Raw genomic sequence first — 15,913 nt, 5'->3', positions numbered from 1 at the left:
GCATCAATCGCCTCAAGCGGTTCCGTCGGTTCGCTACTCGCTACGAAAAGACCGCCCGCAACTACCTCGCCATGGCGCTGATCGCCTGTATCCTCATCTGGATCGGGGTTTGAAAACAGGCCCTAGTTCGGCCGCGGCACCGTCGTCACATTGTTGGGGTTTGACGGGTCGGCGGCGGTTGGAAGCGTCGTGCCGCCGGGCAGGGGGAAGGTCGTGCGGCCGGGCAGCGGAATGGTCGTGGCGTCCGGCCGCATCGGGATGCTCGGCAGGCCGGAAGACGTGCCGGCATAGGGGTTGCCCGGCACGCCCGGCGCGCTGCGGCCGGGGTTGCCTGGGTCGATGCGGCGCATGATATCGGGGCTCAACTCGGGATTGGTATTTGGCTGGCGCGCTTGCCAGCCGCGCAGGCTCTGATCGACCGTCTGTGTCGGCGCGCCGCCGTCGCCGCGCTCCGGCGGCCGCGGAACCGAGTTCGTGTCGGCACAGGCTGCCGCCACCGCCAGCGTCGCGGCCAGCGGCAGCAGTCGCGCCACGTTGGACGTTCTGGCCATGTAGCAATCTCCTGCGGCGTCGCCGCTGCCATGTCCAACGCCAGCAGGCGCGTCGGGATCCATGCCGTCAAGGATGGAATCCGCTCATATCGGAGCCGTGATGTTGATTTGGCGCAAGGTGCCGGCGTCGCGGTTGGAGTGTTCTTGCGGCTCCTGAACAGGAGACGTGCATGCTGGCCAAGGATGTCATGACCCGGCAGGTCCACACCGTGACGCCGGACACCTCGATCTTCGACCTGGCGCAGCTGCTGCTGGGCGCGCAGGTCAGCGCCGTGCCGGTCGTCGATGCGGATGGCACGCTACTGGGCATCGTGAGCGAAGCCGACCTCGTGCACCGCGTCGAGTTGGGCACCGAGCGCGAGCGCTCGTGGCTGCTGCGGCTGGTGCCCAACGATGCGTCACGGGTCGCCGACTACATCAAGTCGCATGCCCGCCGCGTCGCCGACATCATGACGGCGTCCGTCGTCACGGTGGCCGAGGACACGCCGCTGGCCGAGATCGCGCGGCTGATGGACAAGCACCACGTCAAGTGCATTCCCGTCGTGCGCGACGGCAGGCCGGTGGGGGCCGTCAGCCGCGCCAACCTGCTGCAGGGGCTGCTTGCGCACAGGCCCGCGCAGGACGTGCAGGTCACCGACGAGGCGATCCGGTCCGCCGTTGCCGACGAGTTCGCCAAGAATCACTGGCCGTGGATCTGGCCGGCGAACGTGGTCGTGGAGCAGGGCGTGGTCCATCTCTGGGGCTACGTCTACAACGAGACGGTGAAGAAGGTGTGCGGCGTCGCGGCCGAGCAGGTCGCGGGCGTCAAGCGTGTCGAGAACCATCTCGTCGTGCTGCCGGAGGTGCTGGCCTTCGGCGTCTGACGGCAGGGGATGGCGGTCGTCCCCTGCCGCCGGTCACGGCCTGCTATATCAGCGCGTCGAAGTCGCAGAAGTGCCGCAGCGCCTCGTCGTCGACGATGGTCACCGAGCGTCCCTGGCTGGCGACGCCATGCGGCCGTAGTTGCACGAAGGCACGCGACAGGTGCTCGGGGCTCATGCCCAGCCGCCCCGCCAGGAGCCGCCGCTCCATCGGCAGGTAGATGCTCCCGCCGCAGCTGCGGTCCTGCGCCAGCAGATACGATGCCAGGCGCTGGGCGCCGGCGCGCAGCTTGAGATCCTTGATCTGGCGGATCAAAACGCGCCAGTGCCGTGCGAGCTGGTTGATCACCGCCCGCGCCAGCGCCGGCTCGCGATCGAGCACGGCACGGAACGTCTCGGCCGGGATCGCGGCGACGCGGGTCTCGATGAGCGTGCGGGCGGTCAGCAGGTAGGGCCGGTCGAGCATGACTGCCGGCGTCAGCAACGCCTCGCCTTCGCCGAAGGCCTCGATCACGGCAGCGTCGCCGGCGCCTTCGCCGATGAGCGCGATGCGGCCGGCCAGGATCAGATGCAGCAGCGATGGTTGCTCGCCCGTCCGGAAGACGGTGGCGTTCGCAGCAAGCACCTGGGTTGCGCACGCTTGGGCCAACGAACGGACGGCCGGCATCGGCACGTCCTTGAACAGCACGATTGTCTCGACGCGATGCTGATCCTCGGGTGACACGATTGGCTGCTCCTGGCGACGATATCGGTCTTCGCTGGAAATGATAAATATCAAGTGCGCGCGACAATCAATCCATCGCAACCCGAAATTGACTTGCGTCAATGGCGGCCCGCAGTATCGGGCAGAGTGTGCGGTCGAACGGTGGGGGTCGACGATGGTGCACGCGATTGCTGAAAGCGGTGGTGTCCGGCAGGACGACGGGCCGGCTTCGGCTGAGGGACGCACACGCGCGCTGGCGCTGAGCACAGTCGCGTTCACCGTCTGCTTCGCCGTGTGGACGATCTTCTCGATCATCGGCATCCAGATCAAGGACGACCTCGGACTCAGCGAGACGCAGTTCGGCCTGCTGGTCGGCACGCCGATCCTCACCGGCTCGCTGATCCGGCTGATCCTCGGCATCTGGACCGATCAGCATGGCGGCCGGCTGGTCTACACCCTGGTCATGCTGGCGGCGGCGCTGGCAACATGGCTGCTCACCTTCGCCACCACCTATGAGACGTTCCTGCTGGCGGCGCTGGGTGTCGGCATCGCCGGCGGATCGTTCGCGGTCGGCATCGCCTATGTCTCGCGCTGGTATCCCCGCGAGCAGCAGGGCACGGCGCTGGGCGTGTTCGGCGCCGGCAATGTCGGCGCCGCGGTCACCAAGTTTGCCGCCCCCTTCGTGATGGTCGCCTTCGGCTGGAAGATGGTGGCGGGCATCTGGGCGCTGGCGCTGGTCGTGATGGCGGTCGCGTTCTGGTTCGGCACCAGCGACGACCCCGAGCTCCAGGCGCGGCGCCGGGCCGGCACCAGGCCCGAGCCGCTGTCGGCGATGCTCGAGCCGCTGAAGAACATCCAGGTCTGGCGCTTCGCGCTCTACTACTTCTTCGTGTTCGGCGCCTTCGTGGCGCTGGCGCTGTGGCTGCCGCGCTACCTGATCGGCGTCTATGGGCTGGACATCATCGCCGCCGGCGTCATCGCTGCCGCCTATTCGGTGCCGGCCAGCCTGTTCCGCATCTATGGCGGCCACCTGTCGGACAGGTATGGCGCACGGCGCGTGATGTACTGGACGTTCGGGGTCTCTGTCGTCGTCTGCTTCCTGCTGTCGTACCCGCCGACCCAGTACATCGTGAAAGGCATCAACGGCCCGATCGGCTTCCAGGTCGAGGTCGGGCTGGTGCCGTTCACCGTCATGGTCTTCGTGCTGGGCTTCTTCATGAGCCTGGGCAAGGCGGCGGTCTACAAGCACATCCCGGTCTACTATCCCAGGCATGTCGGCGCGGTCGGCGGCGTCGTCGGCCTGGTGGGCGGCCTGGGCGGCTTCGTGCTGCCCATCGCGTTCGGCTTGATGAACGACCTGACCGGCATCTGGACGAGCTGCTTCATGCTGCTGTTCCTGATCGTTGCCGCGTCGCTGGCCTGGATGCACATGGCGGTCCGGACCATGGAGCGCACCGCAGCGAGGGAGGTGCTGCGCACCCTGCCCGAGCTGCCCGAGATGCAGGAGATCCACGAGCCGCGGCACGTGGGCGCTCTGTCCGGCCAGCTGATCACCGACTGGCGGGCGGAAGATCCTGCCTTCTGGGCCGAGGTGGGCCGGCCGATCGCGCGGCGCAACCTGCTGATCTCCATCCCGGCGCTGCTGCTGTCGTTCGCGGTGTGGATGGTGTGGTCGGTCGTGGTCGCGAAGCTCCCGGCCGTGGGTTTCAAGTACACCACCGACCAGCTGTTCTGGCTGGCGGCGCTGCCCGGTGTCTCGGGCGCGACGCTGCGCGTCTTCTATTCTTTCGTCGTGCCGATCTTCGGCGGCCGCCTGTGGACGACGCTCTCGACATGGTCGCTGATGATCCCCGCGGTCGGCATCGGGCTGGCCGTGCAGAACCCCGCGACGCCATACTGGATCTTCCTGCTGCTGGCGCTGCTGTGCGGCTTCGGCGGCGGCAATTTCGCCTCGTCGATGTCCAACATCTCGTTCTTCTTTCCGAAGGCCGAGAAGGGCAATGCCCTGGCGCTCAACGCCGGGCTGGGCAATCTGGGTGTCAGCGTCGTTCAGTTCGTCGTGCCCCTGGCCATCACATTGGGCGTGTTCGGCTGGCTGGGCGGCAATCCGGCAATGGTGAAGGGCGCTGCCGGCGAGACGCCGCTGTGGCTGCAGAACGCCGGCTTCATATGGGTGCCGTTCATCGCCGCCTCGGCCTTTGCCGCGTGGTTCGGCATGAACGACCTCGCCTCGGCCAAGGCATCCTTCGCCGAGCAGTCCGTGATCTTCCGCCGCCGGCACAACTGGATCATGTGCTGGCTCTACACTGGCACGTTCGGATCGTTCATCGGCTATTCGGCCGGCTTCCCGCTGCTGGCCAGGATCCAGTTTCCCGAGGTCGACGCGCTGCAATATGCGTTCCTGGGCCCGCTGGTCGGCGCGCTGTCGCGCTCGATGACGGGCTGGGTCGCCGATCGCTTCGGCGGCGGCCGGGTCACGTTCTGGGTGTTCGTCGGCATGGCGCTGGGCATCGTCGGCGTCATCCACTTCCTGGAGGCGGGCAGCTTCGCCGGCTTCTTTGCGATGTTCCTGATCCTGTTCTTCGTCAGCGGCGTGGGCAACGCTTCGACCTTCCAGATGATCCCGGCCATCATGCGCCTGGAGATGGACCGGCTGATGCCGGACACGGATATCGCCGCGCGCCACCAGCAGGCCGAGAAGGAGTCGGCGGCGATCATCGGCTTCACCTCGGCGGTCGCCGCCTTCGGAGCCTTCTTCATTCCCAAGAGCTACGGATCGTCGATCGTGCTCACCGGCGGGCCACAGGCGGCGCTGTGGGGGTTCTTCGCCTTCTACCTGACCTGCATCGCCATCACCTGGGTTGTCTACACCCGCAGGGGCGGCCTGCTGCGCGCCGTCGAGCGCGGCGGGCCCACTCAAGCGGCCGCCCAGCCGGCCTGACCACGGAGTCCTCACGATGAGTCATTTCCTCGACCGCCTGATGTTCTTCCGCAAGAACGTCGACAGCTTCGCCGGAACCCACGGCGTCGTCACCAACGAGGACCGCGGCTGGGAGGAGGCCTACCGCAGCCGCTGGGCGCATGATCGGATCGTGCGCTCCACGCACGGCGTCAACTGCACCGGCTCGTGCTCGTGGAAGATCTACGTCAAGGGCGGCATCGTCACCTGGGAGACGCAGCAGACCGACTATCCGCGCACGCGGCCCGACCTGCCCAACCACGAGCCGCGCGGCTGCAGCCGCGGCGCCAGCTACTCCTGGTACCTCTACAGCGCCAACCGCCTGAAGTACCCGATGATGCGCGGCCGGCTGCTTCGGCTGTGGCGCGCGGCAAAGGCGGCGCACGGCGATCCGGTGCAGGCCTGGAAGTCGATCGTCGAGGAGCCGGCCAAGGCCCGCGACTACAAGGCGATGCGCGGCATGGGCGGCTTCGTGCGCGCGAGCTGGGACGAGGTCGAGGAGGTCATCGCCGCCGCCAACGCCTACACCATCAAGACCTGGGGACCGGACCGCGTCATCGGCTTCTCGCCGATTCCGGCCATGTCGATGGTCTCCTATGCCGCCGGCTCGCGCTACCTGTCGCTGATCGGCGGCGTGTGCATGAGCTTCTACGACTGGTACTGCGATCTGCCGCCGTCCAGCCCGCAGACCTGGGGCGAGCAGACCGATGTGCCGGAGAGCGCCGACTGGTACAGCTCGACCTTTCTGATGCTGTGGGGCTCCAATGTGCCGCAGACGCGCACGCCGGACGCTCATTTCATGACCGAGGCGCGCTACAAGGGCACCAAGGTCGTCACGGTGACGCCCGACTATTCCGAGGCGTCGAAGTTCGCCGACGTGTGGCTGGCGCCCAAGCAGGGCACCGACGCGGCGCTTGCCATGGCCATGGGCCACGTGATCCTCAAGGAATGGCACGCGGTGGGGCGCAGCGACTATTTCGCCGACTACTGCCGCCGCTACACCGACATGCCGATGCTGGTGAAGCTGGTGAAACGCGATGGCCGCCGCGTGGCCGACCGCTTCATCCGGGCCTCGGATTTCACCGATGGGCTGGGGGAGGCCGCCAACCCCGAGTGGAAGCCCGTCGTCATCGACGAGCCCAGCGGCCGCGTCGCCGTGCCGACCGGCACGGTCGGCTCGCGCTGGGGCGACCCGGGCAAGTGGAACCTGGAGAGCAAGGACACGTCCGGCGCCGACGTCACTGCATGCCTGAGCCTGATCGAGGCGCGTGACGCGGTCGAGGCGGTGGCCTTCCCGTATTTCGGCAACATCGCGCACGCGCATTTCAAGAATACCGACCACGCCGCGATCCTTGAGCGCAACGTGCCGGTGAAGCGGCTGGCGCTGAAGGACGGCGAGGTTCTGGCCGCCACGGTCTACGACCTGCTCCTGGCGCATTACGGCATCGATCGTGGCCTGGGCGGCGACGTCGCGGCCTCGTTCGACGACGACGCGCCCTATACGCCGGCCTGGCAGGAGCGCATCACCGGCGTGCCGCGCGAGCGCGTGGTGGCGGTGGCGCGCGAGTTCGCCGACAACGCGCACAAGACGCGCGGCAAGTCGATGGTGATCCTCGGCGCGGCGGTGAACCACTGGTATCACGCCGACATGAACTACCGCGCCATCATCAACATGCTGGTGATGTGCGGCTGCATCGGCCAGTCGGGCGGCGGCTGGGCGCACTATGTCGGCCAGGAAAAGCTCAGGCCGCAGACCGGCTGGACGCCGCTTGCCTTCGCGCTCGACTGGCACCGGCCGCCCAAGCACATGAACTCGACCTCGTTCTTCTATGCCCACACCGGGCAGTGGCGCTACGAGCGGCTGGGTGTCGAGGAGATCCTCTCGCCGCTGGCCGGGGACAGCCTCAAGGGCAGCCTGATCGACTTCAACGTGCGTGCCGAGCGCATGGGCTGGCTGCCGTCGGCACCCCAGCTGGAGATCGGCGGCCTGGAGGCTTGCCGCCAGGCTGCGGCTGCCGGCAAGGACGCGTCCGCCTGGGCGGCAGAATCGCTGAAGAGCGGCGCGCTCAGGCTTTCGTGCGAAGACCCCGACAATCCGCGCAACTTCCCGCGCAACATGTTCGTCTGGCGCTCCAACCTGCTGGGCTCCAGCGGCAAGGGCCACGAATACTTCCTCAAGCACCTGCTGGGCACGCAGCACGGCGTGCAGGGCAAGGATCTCGGTGTCGAAGGCGGCCGCAAGCCGCAGGAGGTCGTGTGGCGCGACGATGAGGGCGAGGGCAAGCTCGACCTGCTGGTGACGCTCGACTTCCGCATGTCGACCACCTGCATGTACTCCGACATCGTGCTGCCCACGGCCACCTGGTACGAGAAGCACGACCTCAACACCTCGGACATGCACCCCTTCATCCACCCGCTGTCGGCCGCGGTCGATCCGGCATGGGAGGCGCGCAGCGACTGGGAGATCTTCAAGGGCATCGCGCGCAAGTTCAGCGCCGTCTGCCAGGGCCATCTCGGCGTCGAGAAGGAGCTCGTGCTGAGCCCGCTGCTGCACGACACGCCTGGCGAGCTGGCGCAGCCCTTCGAGCCGCAGGACTGGAAGAAGGGCGAGTGCGACCTCGTGCCGGGCAGGACCGCGCCGGCGCTGGCCGTGGTCGAGCGCGACTATCCCAACACCTACAAGAAATTCACCTCGCTCGGGCCTCTGCTGAGCACGGCCGGCAACGGCGGCAAGGGCATCAGCTGGAACACCGAGGCCGAGGTTCGTTTCCTCGGCGAGCTGAACCGCACGGTGACGGAAGAGGGCATCAGCCAGGGCCTACCGCGCATCGACACGGACATCGATGCGACCGAGGTGATCCTGGCCCTGGCGCCGGAGACCAACGGTGCCGTGGCGGTGAAGTCGTGGCAGGCGCTGGGCAAGGCCACGGGCCGCGACCATACGCATCTCGCCATCCCGCGCGAGGACGACAAGCTGCGCTTCCGCGACCTGCAGGCGCAGCCGCGCAAGATCATCTCGTCGCCGACCTGGAGCGGCGTCGAGTCCGAGCACGTCAGCTACAACGCCGGCTACACCAACGTGCACGAGCTCATCCCGTGGCGCACGCTGACGGGCCGCCAGCAGCTCTACCAGGATCACCCCTGGATGCTGGCCTTCGGCGAGGGCTTCTGCCTCTACAAGCCGCCGATCGACACCAAGGCCACCGACCCGATGCTGCGGCGCAAGCCCAACGGCAACCCGGAGATCGTGCTCAACTTCATCACGCCGCACCAGAAGTGGGGCATCCACAGCACCTACACCGACAACCTGCTCATGCTGACGCTGTCGCGCGGCGGGCCGATCGTGTGGCTGAGCGAGGCCGACGCCAAGGACGCGGGCATCGAGGACAACGACTGGATCGAGGCCTTCAACCTCAACGGCGCGCTCGTGGCGCGCGCCGTGGTCAGCCAGCGCGTGCCCAAGGGCATGGTGCTGATGTACCACGCCCAGGAGAAGATCGTGAACATGCCGGGCAGCGAGATCACCGGCGCCCGTGGCGGCATCCACAACTCGGTGACCCGCACCTGCCTCAAGCCGACGCACATGATCGGCGGCTACGCACAGCTGAGCTACGGCTTCAACTACCACGGCACGATCGGCACCAATCGCGACGAGTTCGTGATCGTGCGCAAGATGGCCAACGTCGACTGGCTCGATGGTCCGCTGACCAGCCGCCCTGCGGCGGCCGAGTGAGCGGTCGGGCGATATGAGAGGGAGCATGCGAACATGAAAGTCCGGGCCCAGATCGCGATGGTGCTCAACCTCGACAAGTGCATCGGCTGCCATACCTGCTCGGTGACGTGCAAGAACGTGTGGACCAGCCGCGAGGGCGTGGAATACGCCTGGTTCAACAATGTCGAGACCAAGCCGGGCATCGGCTATCCCAAGGAATGGGAGAACCAGGAGCGCTGGAAGGGCGGATGGCGCCGCACCAGGAGCGGCAAGCTGGTGCCGAGGATCGGCGGCAAATGGCGGGTGCTGGCCAACATCTTCGCCAACCCCGACCTGCCGGAGATCGACGACTACTACGAGCCCTTCACCTTCGACTACGAGCACCTGCACACGGCCCCCGAGTCGGAGGCCATGCCGGTGGCGCGCCCGGTGTCGCTGATCACGGGCAAGCGCATGGACAAGATCGAATGGGGCCCGAACTGGGAGGAGATCCTGGGCACGGAGTTCGCCAAGCGCTCCCGTGACAAGAACTTCGAGCAGGTCCAGAAGGAGATTTACGGCCAGTTCGAGAACACCTTCATGTTCTACCTGCCGCGGCTGTGCGAGCACTGCCTGAACCCGGCCTGTGTTGCTGCCTGCCCCTCGGGCTCGATCTACAAGCGCGAGGAGGACGGCATCGTCCTCGTCGACCAGGACAAGTGCCGTGGCTGGCGCATGTGCGTCTCTGCCTGCCCCTACAAGAAGATCTACTACAACTGGCAGTCCGGAAAGGCGGAGAAGTGCATCTTCTGCTACCCCCGCATCGAGGTCGGCGAGCCGACGGTCTGCTCGGAGACCTGCGTCGGGCGCATCCGCTACCTCGGCGTGCTGCTCTACGACGCCGACCGCATCGAGGAGGCTGCATCGGTTGAGAGCGAGCAGGGCCTCTATCCGGCGCAGCTCTCGATCTTTCTCGATCCCGAGGATCCGGCGGTGATCGCCCAGGCGCGCAAGGACGGCGTGCCGGATGCCTGGCTCGAGGCGGCGCGCCGCTCGCCCACCTACAAGATGGCGATCGACTGGAAGATCGCCTTCCCGCTGCACCCGGAGTACCGCACCTTGCCGATGGTCTGGTACGTGCCGCCGCTGTCGCCGATCACGTCGGCCGCCGATGCCGGCAAGGTCGCGATGGACAACCACATCCCCGATGTGCGCTCGCTGCGCATCCCGGTCCGCTATCTCGCCAACCTGCTGACCGCCGGCGATGAGGCGCCGGTCGTCAGCGCGCTGGAGCGCATGGCGGCGATGCGGGTCTTCATGCGCGCCCGCAACGTCGACGGCGTCGACCGCATCGACGTGCTGCGCAAGGTGGGCCTGGATGCCCGCCAGGTCGAGGAGATGTACCGCTACATGGCCATCGCCAGCTACGAGGACCGCTACGTGATCCCGACGACCCACCGCGAGTATGCCGAGACGGCGTTCGACCTGCGCGGCAGCTGCGGCTTCTCCTTCGGCAACGGCTGCGGTGACGGCACGGACGAACGCGGCCTGTTCGGCGGCAACAGGCCTGCCCGCGCCCTGGGAGGCAAGTGATGATCACCTATCGCGTTCTCGCCCGACTGCTTGGTTACCCCGACGATGCGCTGGTCGCATCGGTGCCGCAGATGCGCCGGCTGCTGCACGCCGACAACCTGCTCGCCCCGGCGGCGCGCGAGGGCCTGGAGCCGCTTTTCGCCGTGCTGGAAAGCCGTGACCTGCTCGACCTGCAGGCCGCCTATGTCGGCCTGTTCGACCGCGTGCGCACGCTGTCGCTGCATCTGTTCGAGCATGTGCATGGCGAGTCGCGTGACCGCGGCCAGGCCATGATCGATCTGGTGAAGCTCTACGAGCGCCACGGTCTCGACGTGACGGCCAAGGAGCTGCCGGACTATCTGCCGCTGTTCCTGGAGTTCCTCTCGATCCTGCCGTCCGCCCAGGCGCGCGGGCTGCTGGCCGAGGCCACGCACATCATCGCCGCCGTCAATGGCCGCCTGGCGAAGCGCGACAGCGCCTATGCCGGCGTGTTTGCCGCGCTGCTGGCGCTGGTCGGCGCCGACGGGGGCTGTCCCGCCGATACCGATGAGCCCGACACCGAGTCGCCCGAGGCGATCGACCGGGCATGGGAGGAGGCGGCAATCGTGTTCGGCGTCGGGAGCACGCCCGACATGCAGACGCGCGACCAGGGCTGCGACCGCGCCGCCACCATGCTCGCGCGCATGAACGCCAAGCCGGCGTCGGGGGCGCACCGGTCATGACCGATTATCTCCATCTCTTCGTCTTCGGCATCTACCCCTATATCTGCCTGTCGGTGTTCCTGCTCGGGAGCCTGCTGCGCTTCGACCGCGAGCAGTACACCTGGCGCTCCGGCTCCAGCCAGCTGCTGCGCGCGCGACAGCTGCGCTGGGGCTCCAACCTGTTCCATGTTGGCATCCTGTTCCTGTTCCTGGGCCACTTCGTGGGCATGCTGACGCCGCACGCGGTCTACGAGCACGTCATCGGCGCCGGCGCCAAGCAGCTGATGGCCATGATATCGGGCGGCATCGCCGGCGTGGTCTGCTTCGTCGGCCTGACGCTGCTGCTGCACCGCCGGCTGCTCGACGCCCGTATCCGGGCCACCAGCTCGGCCATGGATATCGCGATCCTCGCGATCCTGTGGCTACAGCTGGTGCTGGGCCTGGCGACGATCCCGTTCTCCGCCGGCCATCTCGACGGCAGCGTCATGATGGTGCTGTCGGAGTGGGCGCAGCGCATCGTGACGTTCCGCGGCGGCGCCGCCGACCTGATCCGCGACGTCGACTGGATCTTCAAGGCCCATATGTTTCTGGGCCTCACGATCTTCCTGATCTTCCCGTTCGGCCGTCTGGTGCATATCTGGAGCGCGCCGGTCTGGTACGTCTTCCGGCCCTACCAGGTCGTGCGCAAGCGCGGCGCGCGCGGGCCCAGCCGTGAGGTGCGGACATGAGCATTGCCATCGACGGCGTTGCGATCCCCGAGGCCGCGATCGCGCGCGAGGTCCAGCACCATCCCGCCGCGAAGCTCGAGGACGCCCGCGCCGCCGCCGCTCGCGCCCTGGTCATCCGTCAGCTGCTGCTGCGCCGCGCCGCCGCGTTGGGCATCGGCGCCGCGGATCCGGCCGCGGCCGACGGCGAGGAGGAGGTGATCGCCGAGCTCCTGGCGCGCGAGGTGACGGTGCCGGCGGCCGATGCGGAAACCTGCGCGCGCTACTGGCGCAACAACCGCCAGCGCTTCCGCAGCCCGGATCTGGTCGAGGCGCGCCATATCCTGATCGCCGCCGCGCCGGACGACGATGACGGCCGCGCCGAGGCCAAGCGCAAGGCTGAGGCGCTGATCGCCGAGCTGCGTCGCGAGCCGGGTGCCTTCGGCGCGCTGGCGCGGCAGTTCTCGGCCTGCCCGTCGAAGGAGCAGGGCGGGCATCTCGGGCAGCTTGTGCGCGGCCAGACCGTGCCGGAGCTGGACACCTTCCTCTTCAATCTCGATCCCGGCCTCTGCCCCGTGCCGCTGTCGACGCGCTACGGCTACCATGTGCTCTCGGTCGAGCAGAAGGTCCTGGGCCGCGAGCTGCCCTACGACGCGGTGAAGGACCGCATCGCCGACTACCTCCAGGATCGGTCGTGGCGCACCGCGGTGTCGCAATACATCCGCATCCTCGCCGGCGGTGCGACGATCAACGGAATTGACCTTGGCGCAGCGACATCGCCACTTGTGCAGTAGCGATCGGCGTCTTCAGGGAGTGGCGTCATGCGGACCAACATCATGGATCTCACCGAGCCCGTCGCGCGTCCGGCAGGGTTCGCGCCGCTGGCCTACGGCTTCCGCCCGTTCTTTCTGCTGGCGGCGCTGTACGCGGCCGGCGCCATTCCCGTCTATCTCGCCTGGCTGAGCGGATTGGGGCTGGCGCCGCAACGGCTGCCGGTCATCATGTGGCACGCGCACGAGATGCTGTTCGGCTTCGCCGGCGCGGCGCTCGGTGGCTTCCTGCTGACGGCGGTGCCGAACTGGACGGGCGCGCCGCCCGTGGCGGGCTCGCGGCTGGGCGTCCTGGTGGTGCTGTGGCTGCTCGGCCGGGTCGCGATGATGTTCATCGACGCGCTGCCGTGGCCGCTGGTGGCGGCCGCCGACCTGGTCTTCCTGCCGGCCGTCGCCATCGCCGCGGCGCCGGCGCTGATCGCGGCCGGCAACCGGCGCAACTACATCTTCTTCGTTCTGTTCGCGGCGATCACCGTCGCCAATGTGCTGGTGCACCTCGATGCGGGCGGCGTGCTGCCGCAAGGGCGGCGCGGCCTGTTCCTGGCGCTCGACATCCTCCTGCTGATGATCACCGTGATCAGCGGCCGCATCGTGCCGGCGTTCACCGGCACGTTCGTGCGCCAGCGTCGGCCGGGATCGGCCGGCATCACACCGCGCCCGATGCTGGACCGGCTTTGCATCCTGTCGATGGTTGCCGTGGCGCTTCTCGACGTCGCGCTGGGCGATGCCAGCCCGGTGGTGGGCTATGCCAGCCTGCTGGCCGCGGCCATGCTCGCCGTTCGGCTGGCACGCTGGCGCACGGCCGCCACGGTCGGCACGCCGATCCTCTTCGTCCTGCATGCCGGCGTGATCTGGCTGGTGCTCGGCCTTCTGGCGCGCGGCGCCGCGCTGGCGTTCGACGCCTTGCCGGCCACGGCCGCGCTGCACATCCTGACCATGGGCGCCATCGGCACCATGATCATGGGCGTGATGTCGCGCGCGACCTTGGGTCACACCGGCCGCGAGATGAAGGCGCCATCGGCCATGGTCGTGGCCTATGGCTTGCTGGCGCTGGCCGTGGCCGCGCGCGTGGCCGGGCAGATGCTCGACGCCGCTGCCGCCGCGCACCTGCTGCTTGCCGCCGGTGTGCTGTGGACTGCCGCGTTTGGTCTGCTCGCCGCTGTCATCGCCCCCATGGTGCTGCGGCCGCGTGTCGACGGCCAGCCGGGGTGATGGCCCTCGGAAAAATGTAAGGGGTTTCCCGTACGCGTCGTTCCCGAATTTAATCCGCGGGGCGACCGGGCCAAAGTCGTCGGCATCGGCAAGCCACGGGAGCCCGCCTGTCATGATCACCTACACGACGAACGCGCCTCAAGCCGTCCCGGCCGCTGTCATGTCGGCAGCGGACGATGACGCGAATGCCTGGCTGCCGGCGACGGGCGTTCGCGCCAGCGTTGCACGCGAAGCCGTGCTGTTCCAGCAGGGCGATACGGCAAGATCCTGCTACCGGATCGTGTCAGGCGCTGTGCGCCTATGCAAGATCATGGCTGACGGTCGGCGCTACGTCGTCGATTTCCTGTTGCCCGGCGACCTCATCGGGCTGGAGGCTGGGGACACCCATGTCTTCACTGCCGAAGCCATCGTCGATACCGAGCTGACCCGCTATGCGCGGCCGCAGCTGCGGCGGGCCCTCGAAGGCGATGCCCGCGCCGGCCAGCGCCTGCTTGATCTCACCATGCAGAGCCTGGCGGCGGCGCAGGATCAGCTGCTGCTGCTGGGCCGCATGAACGCCCTGGAGCGGGTCGCAACCTTCCTGCTCCAGTTCAAGCGCCGGCTGGGAGCGCATCTCATGGCGCAGCCGATCGTGCCGCTGGCCATGACGCGGGTGGACATCGCCGACCATCTCGGCCTGACGCTCGAGACCGTGAGCCGTATGCTGGCCGAGCTCAAGCGCCGCGGCATCATCGAGCTGCCGCATCCGCAGGAGATCCACATCCGCGACCGTGCCGCGCTGGCCGCCCTCGCCGGCGACGCCCGTCACTGAAGTCTTTCATTCGGACCGCGGACGTCCACGCCCGCACTCGCTCGGAGCGAAGCGCAGAGCGAGAGACCGTCGGCGCTAACGCACCGATGCGGGCGTGGACGCCCGCGGTCCGAAAAAATCAAGTCTTGAACGCCTGGCGTGCCAGGAGCTTCCGGCTGGTGCCCTGCTTCTGCCAGACTTGCAGCACACCGATCCTGGCCGTGCCGGGCTTGCCCTCAGACTCGAACTCGGCGGCGAAGGTATGGCGCGCGATTGCGTTGGTGCCGGCGACCGTGACCGTGGCGTCCGACAGCGTGATCGTCTTGTAGACGGTCTTCCTGGAGGCGATGACGTCGATGAACTGCGCCTTGGTCTCGACCGCGCCGCCGGAATGGCCGTAGCTGAGCTGATCGGCCACCAGCGCCTCCAGCTGCGCCCGATCGCCGGCGAGCATCGCTTTGCGCAGGGTCTCGACAGCCTGGTTGACCGCGGCTTCGTCGCTGGGCTGCGACACCGGCCGACGGGCGGGCAGAAGGCTCGATGTTGTGAGCACGAACGCACCAGCAACGGCCATATGACGCCGTGTCACGCGCATGATTCCCCCCGGATTCATTCTATTTGCGCCGTCATTATCCTAAGACGCCGGCGGCCCTGAAGCAACGTGCCGGGCGCTGTTTCTGCGCTCTTTGGTTGCAGCGCACAATTCACCGCTTTCGGCGGCCGCCCACCCATAGAAGCGGCCCCGGACCGATGCGCCCGGCCCGGTCGCCGGCATTGACGAGTTGGCAATGCTCCAGCGACAGGCAGCCGCAGCCGATGCAGCTGGTGAGGCCCACCTTCAGGCGCTGCAGCTCGGCGATGCGCTGGTCGATGCGGCCGGCCCATTTGCCGGACAGCCGCGACCAGTCGCGGCCGGTCGGCACGCGCTCCGAGGGCAGCTTGGCGAGCTCGGCGCCGATCTCCTCCAGCGACAGCCCGATACGCTGGGCGAAGACGATGAAGGCGAGGCGCCGCAGCACGGCGCGCGGAAAGCGTCGATGGCCCGAGCCGGCGCGCTGCGCCGTGATCAGGCCGCGTTCTTCGTAGAAGCGCAGCGCCGAAGCAGCCACGCCGCTGCGCCGCGCCGTCTCGCCGATGGTGAGCAGGGCTTCCATGGCCGGCAATCAATCACAGCCACCCCTTGATCTCAAGCTCACTTGAACTTCTATATTAAGCCGAAGTTACCCCTGACAGAGTCAGGTAAGTATTTGGCTTTGTTGAAAAAAGCGGCGATTTTGCGTCCAGTATGTAGGCATGTAAATGGTGTTTTTGAGTAGCAATTATGGATATATTGTGCTACG

The 15,913-nt window shown here is 67.6% G+C and carries 13 protein-coding genes; 9 read left to right on the top strand and 4 right to left on the bottom strand.

Annotated elements, in window-relative coordinates; all coding sequences use genetic code 11:
• Positions 1 to 122: 122 nt before the first annotated feature.
• Positions 123 to 551 (bottom strand): hypothetical protein, encoded by a 429-nt coding sequence (locus FHP25_RS39775; protein ID WP_147852559.1) that lies wholly within the window; start codon positions 549 to 551, stop codon positions 123 to 125.
• Between the two features lie 170 nt (positions 552 to 721).
• Here FHP25_RS39775 and FHP25_RS39770 point away from each other — a divergent pair, with 170 nt between their 5' ends.
• A complete protein-coding gene (locus FHP25_RS39770; protein ID WP_147852558.1) occupies positions 722 to 1,414 on the top strand; it encodes a CBS domain-containing protein in 693 nt (230 codons plus the stop codon).
• Between the two features lie 43 nt (positions 1,415 to 1,457).
• Here the strand turns inward: FHP25_RS39770 and FHP25_RS39765 are convergent, their stop codons facing one another.
• The gene (locus FHP25_RS39765) at positions 1,458 to 2,135 is read right to left on the bottom strand and encodes a helix-turn-helix domain-containing protein (protein WP_178134137.1); all 678 of its coding nucleotides are present in this window, start codon (positions 2,133 to 2,135) and stop codon (positions 1,458 to 1,460) included.
• Positions 2,136 to 2,289: 154 nt separating this feature from the next.
• On the opposite strand from FHP25_RS39765, the gene FHP25_RS39760 reads away from it, so the two are divergent.
• From FHP25_RS39760 to FHP25_RS39725, 8 genes are all read left to right on the top strand, one after another.
• Entirely contained in the window at positions 2,290 to 5,055 is a 2,766-nt protein-coding gene (locus tag FHP25_RS39760) for a nitrate/nitrite transporter (protein WP_147852556.1), read from the top strand.
• A gap of 16 nt (positions 5,056 to 5,071) precedes the next feature.
• Positions 5,072 to 8,806, top strand: coding sequence for a nitrate reductase subunit alpha (locus FHP25_RS39755; protein ID WP_147852555.1), 3,735 nt, complete (start codon positions 5,072 to 5,074; stop codon positions 8,804 to 8,806).
• A 33-nt stretch (positions 8,807 to 8,839) separates the two neighbouring features.
• Positions 8,840 to 10,357 (top strand): nitrate reductase subunit beta, encoded by a 1,518-nt coding sequence (gene narH / locus FHP25_RS39750; RefSeq protein WP_147852554.1) that lies wholly within the window; start codon positions 8,840 to 8,842, stop codon positions 10,355 to 10,357.
• Positions 10,357 to 11,058 (top strand): nitrate reductase molybdenum cofactor assembly chaperone, encoded by a 702-nt coding sequence (gene narJ / locus FHP25_RS39745; RefSeq protein ID WP_147852553.1) that lies wholly within the window; start codon positions 10,357 to 10,359, stop codon positions 11,056 to 11,058. The genes narH and narJ overlap by 1 nt, the downstream gene beginning before the upstream one ends.
• Positions 11,055 to 11,765 carry a respiratory nitrate reductase subunit gamma gene (gene narI / locus FHP25_RS39740; protein ID WP_147852552.1) on the top strand — a complete coding sequence of 237 codons (711 nt, stop codon included), beginning with the start codon at positions 11,055 to 11,057 and terminating at the stop codon, positions 11,763 to 11,765. The genes narJ and narI overlap by 4 nt, the downstream gene beginning before the upstream one ends.
• Complete coding sequence (locus FHP25_RS39735; protein WP_147852551.1) at positions 11,762 to 12,535, top strand: peptidylprolyl isomerase; 774 nt, start codon at positions 11,762 to 11,764, stop codon at positions 12,533 to 12,535. The genes narI and FHP25_RS39735 overlap by 4 nt, the downstream gene beginning before the upstream one ends.
• A gap of 27 nt (positions 12,536 to 12,562) precedes the next feature.
• Entirely contained in the window at positions 12,563 to 13,783 is a 1,221-nt protein-coding gene (locus tag FHP25_RS39730; RefSeq protein ID WP_147852550.1) for an NnrS family protein, read from the top strand.
• Positions 13,784 to 13,895: 112 nt separating this feature from the next.
• Complete coding sequence (locus FHP25_RS39725) at positions 13,896 to 14,594, top strand: helix-turn-helix domain-containing protein (protein ID WP_147852549.1); 699 nt, start codon at positions 13,896 to 13,898, stop codon at positions 14,592 to 14,594.
• Between the two features lie 118 nt (positions 14,595 to 14,712).
• Here the strand turns inward: FHP25_RS39725 and FHP25_RS39720 are convergent, their stop codons facing one another.
• Positions 14,713 to 15,162, bottom strand: a complete 450-nt coding sequence (locus FHP25_RS39720; protein WP_231712642.1) for a nuclear transport factor 2 family protein — start codon at positions 15,160 to 15,162, stop codon at positions 14,713 to 14,715.
• 115 nt (positions 15,163 to 15,277) lie between these two features.
• Positions 15,278 to 15,727 carry a redox-sensitive transcriptional activator SoxR gene (gene soxR, locus FHP25_RS39715; protein ID WP_147852548.1) on the bottom strand — a complete coding sequence of 150 codons (450 nt, stop codon included), beginning with the start codon at positions 15,725 to 15,727 and terminating at the stop codon, positions 15,278 to 15,280.
• Positions 15,728 to 15,913: the final 186 nt, after the last annotated feature.

The organism is Vineibacter terrae (assembly GCF_008039615.1).
Taxonomy (GTDB): Bacteria; Pseudomonadota; Alphaproteobacteria; order Reyranellales; family Reyranellaceae; genus Vineibacter; species Vineibacter terrae.
The sequence above is the reverse complement of the archived record's forward strand: the minus strand, read 5'-3'. Positions and strand labels throughout refer to the sequence as shown.